The sequence below is a fragment of the Clostridium sp. UBA6640 genome (assembly GCF_002455975.1).
Classification (GTDB): domain Bacteria; phylum Bacillota; class Clostridia; order Clostridiales; family Clostridiaceae; genus Clostridium_J.
Map to the genome: position 1 here is coordinate 1 of NZ_DKLM01000107.1, position 6,457 is coordinate 6,457.

At 26.9% G+C, this 6,457-nt stretch carries 2 protein-coding genes; both read right to left on the reverse strand.

Translation table 11 applies throughout. The annotated features are described in order from the left end of the window. Positions 1 to 4,453 (reverse strand): amino acid adenylation domain-containing protein (locus tag B2W91_RS11715; RefSeq protein WP_291581075.1); only part of this gene is annotated, 4,453 nt, incomplete at its 3' end. A 94-nt stretch (positions 4,454 to 4,547) separates the two neighbouring features. Continuing rightward, positions 4,548 to 6,457: condensation domain-containing protein (locus B2W91_RS11720; RefSeq protein WP_291581076.1), on the reverse strand; the 1,910-nt coding region annotated here is incomplete at its 5' end.

Below are 6,457 nucleotides of genomic sequence, written 5' to 3' on the forward strand. Positions count from 1 at the left end.
CATCATGCATAACAACAGGATAATTATCTTGCATATATATTAATGTATTAATTACACTCCTATGTTCAATCATTACCCCTTTAGGTTTTCCAGTAGTTCCTGAAGTGTAGATAACATATGCTAGATTGCTTGAATTATTTATTTTTTCTAGATTGCTTAAATCACCTTCAAACCACTCTTCATTAAATAAATCTATGACTTCTTTAGTGAATTCTATATTATTTTCTGAACTTTCTACAGTTAATAAAACTTCACATTTGCTATCCTTTAGCATATATTCTATTCTTTCTTTTGGATAACTTGGATCTATTGGTAAATATGCTCCTCCAGCCTTTAAAATTCCCATTATTCCAACTATCATCTCTAAGGATCTCTTTACCATTATCCCTACTATAGAATCAGCCTTAATACCCTTTTTTCTCAATATTCTTGCAATTTGATTAGATTTTTTATTTAACTCTCTGTAAGTCATTTTTTTATCTTCAAATACAACTGCAATATTATCCGGTGTTTTCTCAGCCTGTTCTTCAAATAGTTCTTGTATAGTTTTATTCTTAGAATAATCTGTCTTCGTATTATTAAATCCATACATCATTCGATTTCTTTCTGTTTCTGTTAATAGATTAATTTCGCATATTTTTATTCTTGTATTATTTGTTATATTATCCAATACCCTAACATAATGACTACTTAATCTTTCTATGGTTTCTTTGTTAAATAACTTTGAACAATAATCTATGCTGAACTTTAATATATTAACTTCTTCTAATACATTTAAAGTTAAATCAAATTTTGATACTTTATTCCCAGTATCATATTGATTTAATAACAGGTCTCCTAATCCAATACTAATATCAGCTACTGTATCTATCATATTGAACATCACATCAAATAATGGATTTCTACTTGTATCTCTTTTTATATTCAACTTCTCAACTAGTTCTTCAAACTGATAACTTTGATTCTCATAGGCGTTTAGAGAATTTTCTTTTACTTCTTCTAAGAAGTCTAAATACTGTTTATTTCCTTTAGGTTCGTTTCTTAAAGCTAAAGTATTTACAAACATCCCCATCATATTCTGGAGATCTGCATGCGGTCTTCCCGCTATTGGAATTCCTACTACTATATCACCTTGTCCACTATATTTAGATAGAAGTATATTAAAGGCTGATAATAGCACCATATGCATTGTTGCTCCTGTTCCTCTTGAGAGCTTCCTTAGAGCCTTTGTAGTTATCTCATCTATTTCAAAGCTTACACTATCTCCATCAAATCTTTGAATAATAGGTCTTTCATAATCAGTAGGAATATTTAATACTGGTATTTCACCACTAAATCTATCAATCCAATATTTTTCTTGCTTTCTCATTTCTTCTGATTTTAAGAAGTTATTTTGCCATACTGCAAAATCTTTATATTGAAGCTTTAAAGGCCCTAAATCTTCCCCATTATATAGTGATGTAAAATCTTTTGTTAATATACTCATAGACACACCATCCGATATTATATGGTGCATGTCTATTAATAGATAATTTTTATCTTTTAATTCTACAAGTTCTACTCTAAATAATGGTGCTTTTTCTAATTTAAATGGTTTTATAAATTTATTTATTATGATTTCTATTTCTTCATTGGTCTTTTTCTCTATTAGCTTAAAATAATAAGATTTATCTACCTTCTGCACTATTTTATTTTCAACGGTTTCAAAATAAGTTCTTAGTGCATCATGTCTCAGAATGAGTTTTATAAAAGCTTTCTCTATTCTTTCTTTCTCTACCTTTCCTTCTATTTCAAATATCATAGGCATATTATATACAATTCTATTCTTATCAAACTGCTGAAGCATATACATTCTTTTTTGTGCTGATGATGCTCCATAATATTCTTTATCTTCTATCTTTTCTATCCTTGAATACGGATTCTCTTCTATATCTTTAATAAGCTTACCTATTTCTTTTATTGTTGGTGAGTTAAATAATTCTTTTAATGATATTTCTCTATTTAATTCTTTATGAATTTTAGATATAAGTACTGTTGCTTTTAAAGAGTGTCCTCCGAGTTCAAAGAAATTATCATTTATTCCTATCCTACTTATTCCTAAAACAGAACTCCAGATTTCTAATAATTTTCTTTCAACATCATTTCTAGGAAGTTCATAGTCAGAAAGAATAATTTCACTTATGTTAGGCTCTGGTAAAGCCTTTTTGTCTATTTTCCCATTAGATGTTAATGGCATTTTCTCAATAGTAATAAAATATGATGGTATCATATTTTCTGGCAAGCTTTCCTTTAAATAGATTCTAAGTTTTCTGCTATCTATGTGCTTATGTGAAATCACATAAGCACATAAGTATTTTTCGCCATCTTCCCTCTCTCTTATTATTACAGTTGTTTCATCTATACCTTCATATTGTAATAATCTATTTTCTATCTCCCCTAGTTCTATTCTAAAACCTCTTATTTTAACTTGATTATCTATTCTTCCTAAAAACTCTATATTTCCGTCAGGTAACCACCTAGCAATATCTCCTGTTCTATACATTCTAATGCTACTCCTATGCTTTTCATCTATAAATGGATTTTCTATAAATTTCTCTTCTGTTAAATCTGGTTTGTTTAAATATCCTATTGCAAGTCCATCTCCTGATATACACAACTCTCCTGGAATGTTAATTGGCAATAGTTGAATATCTCCATTTATAATATATACTTTTGTATTAGCTATAGGTTTACCTATTATAACTTCATTATCTCTAACACATTTTGTAGTTATTGCATCAACAGATGTTTCCGTTGGACCATAGCAATTGTATAGATTATATCCTAGTTTAATAACTTTTTCTTTCATCGGTTTTGGTAAAGATTCTCCGCCACATATTAGCACTTTTATACTATCTAGCTTTTCATTTCCTATTATTAATTCTTGTAAGGTTGTAGGTACTAATTGTAAAACATTAATACTGTTCTTTTTCACAAATTTTCGGAATTTTTCTTTGTCTATTAATTCATATTTTTTAGCTATATAAATTTTAGCTCCATTTAAAAGAGTGCCGAATATTTCTTCAACAGATACATCAAAGCATAGGTTTGTATTTTGCAATACATTTGTATTTTCACTTAATTCATATGCTTCGCCAAACCACTTAGCTAAATTAACAATACTTCTTTGTTTTATTAAAACTCCCTTAGGATTTCCTGTAGATCCTGAAGTATAAATTATATAAGCAAGACTTTCTGGATTATTTACACTCTTTAAATTAGCAGTGTTATTTTCATATAATTCATCATCTTCCATAAATAATGTTTCAATATCTAATTGTAAATTGATATTTAAGTTTTTTTCACTTAGTAGTAATACTGCTTTACTATCTTCCAACATATATTTTATTCTTTTTTCTGGATGCCCACTATCTATAGGTAGGTAAGCACCGCCGGATTTTAATATTGCTAATATTGCTACTATCATATTGGGAGATCTTCCCATCATTATTCCTACTAAGGAATTTGTCTTTACCCCCTTATTTCTTAAAGTTAATGCTATCTGATTTGATTTTTCATTTAATTCTTTATAAGTTAAAGTTTTATCCTCAAATACAACTGCTATATTATTAGGATTTTTATTCACTTGCTCTTCGAAGGATTCTATTATAGTTTTATCTTTTCTATAATATGAATTAGTATTATTAAAATCATATAATATTTTATTTTTTTCCTCTTGACTTATGATGTCTATAAACTTAATCTCACTATTAAAATTATTTACTATATGACTTATTATCTTCAAATAATTTTTAGCAAATAATTGCACCGAGTTTGTAAAATATAATGATGAGTTATATACAAATGTTGCTATTATTGAGCTGTCCATCTTTTTTTCTATACAAATAGCTATATCATTTTTACTTGAATTACATACATAATTAATTGCACTTTCATCATTAAATCCTTTCAAATTTATAGTTATAGGGGCTACATCTATAATATCTTCACATATTTTTTTACTCCTAACATATTCCATGTTAAGTTTATCTTGATATTTGTACAGTTCCAATATTTTTCTTCTTGTAGAATTCATGTATTCTCTACATGTAAATTTACTATCTACAGCAATATTTAATGGTAATACCTTATTTCTTATAATTTCATCTTGCTCCTTTAATTTATGACCTAAGATTCCTAACGCTACATTATTTATTACGCTATACTTATATAGTTCAATACTCAATCCAGCTACTAAAAATGTATACATTAAAAAATCATTATTCTTGCATAATATATTTATTTTTTTAGAAGTTTCTAAGTCCACTTCTGTTTTATAAATTTTTTTAGCATAAGTATTACTATAAGTATCATACATAAGTTTTGAACTTTTTTTTGCTGTTTCTATTTCCTTATACCAATATTCGTTAGAATTTTCTTCAGTATTAGTATTTCTTAACCCATGTCCACCCATATTAACTCACCTTTCTAATTAAAAATTCTTAACATTATATCAATAAACTAATATTCTATGCACAAATATCCATGATTTTATTATTATGAGGTAGCTAAAATTCTTCATCAAATATATCATCTATCTCACTATTTATGTTTGTTGTATTACTTTCAATAATATCTTTTAACAACATATTTGGATCTATTAATATTTTTTCTATAATTTCTATATAGTACTTTATAAATAATTGTATAAAATTCTTACTAAATAACTTTGTTGAATACTCAATATTAAAAAATAATATATCTTCATTTTCTATAGCCGATAATGTTAAATCAACTTTTGATATTTTATTTTTCGTATTCTTATATTTTAATATGGTTCTATCTAAAAATGCAGTCTCATAAAAATCTATACCATTCATATCAAACATAACATCAAACAATGGATTTCTACTGGAGTCTTTTTTAATATTTATTTTTTTAATTAAATTATCAAATTGATAACTTTGATTCTCATATGCATTTAGAGAATTCTCTTTTACTTCCTTTAAGAAATCTAAGTATTTTTTATTTTTTTCTGGCTTATTTCTTAAGGGTAACATATTCACAAACATTCCCATTATATTTTGAATATCTGCATGTGGTCTCCCCGCTATTGGTATTCCTATTATTATATCTTCTTGGCCACTATATTTTGATAAAATTATATTAAATGCTGATAACAATACCATATGCATTGTTGTTCCTGTTTGCTTTGAAAACCTCTTTAGATCTTCTGCAACCTCTTTATTTAATTCAAATGTCATAATATCTCCTTCAAAGCTTTGCATAGCGGGTCTTTCATAGTCATATGGTAAATTTAGAACTGGTATTTCATCTCTAAATCTATTAATCCAGTACTCCTTCTGCTTTTTCATTTCTTCTGATTTTAAGAAACTATTTTGCCATACTGCAAAATCTTTATATTGCAGCTTTAAAGGTTCTAGATTCTGGCCATTGTATAATGCTGCAAATTCTTTTATTAATATATTCATAGATACACCATCTGAGATTATATGATGAATATCTATAAACAAATAAGTTTTTTCTTCTGATTCTACAAGTTCTAATCTAAATAATGGTATTTTATCTAACTCAAAAGGTCTTATGAATTTATTTATAATGCTATCTATATCTCCATTATATTTTCTCTTTATTAGTTTAAATTCATAAATATTATCTATCTTTTGTACTATTTCATCTTCAATAGTCTTAAAGTAAGTTCTTAATGATTCATGTCTTGCAACTATTTTTTTAAAAGTTCCTTCTATTCTCTTCTTATCTATTTCTCCCTCCAATTCAAAAATTATAGGCATATTATATGCAGTGATATCTTTATCAAATTGCTGAGTCATATATATTCTCTTTTGAGCTGAAGATGCCTCATAATATTGTTTCTCTTCTACCTCCTCTATTTTTGAATATGGATTTTCTTCTGTTTCTTTAATAAAATTACTTAATTCCTTTATTGTTGGCAATCTAAATAGCTCCTTTAATGGTACTTCTCTATTTAATTCTTTACGAATTTTAGATATAAGTACTGTTGCCTTTAGTGAATGTCCACCTAACTCAAAGAAATTGTCATTTATTCCTATATTTTTAACACCTAATACTTCACTCCATATTTTAGCTAGTATTTCTTCTGATTCATTTCTTGGCGCTTCATATTTTATTAATATTGTATCTAGGTTCGGTTCTGGAAGAGCTTTTCTGTCAAGCTTTCCATTTGTAGTTAATGGCATCTTTTCTAGCTTTACAAAGTAAGCTGGAACCATATATTCTGGCAATGTCTCTTTTAAGTAACTCTTTAGGTTTAACTCTTCAAGATTTTTTTTACTTACAACATATGCACATATATATTTCTCACTATCTTTGTTTTCCTTAACTAAAACTGCTACTTCTTTAATATTTTCATGCTGTAATAATTTACTTTCTATCTCACCAAGTTCGATTCTAAATCCTCTTATTTTAACTTGATTAT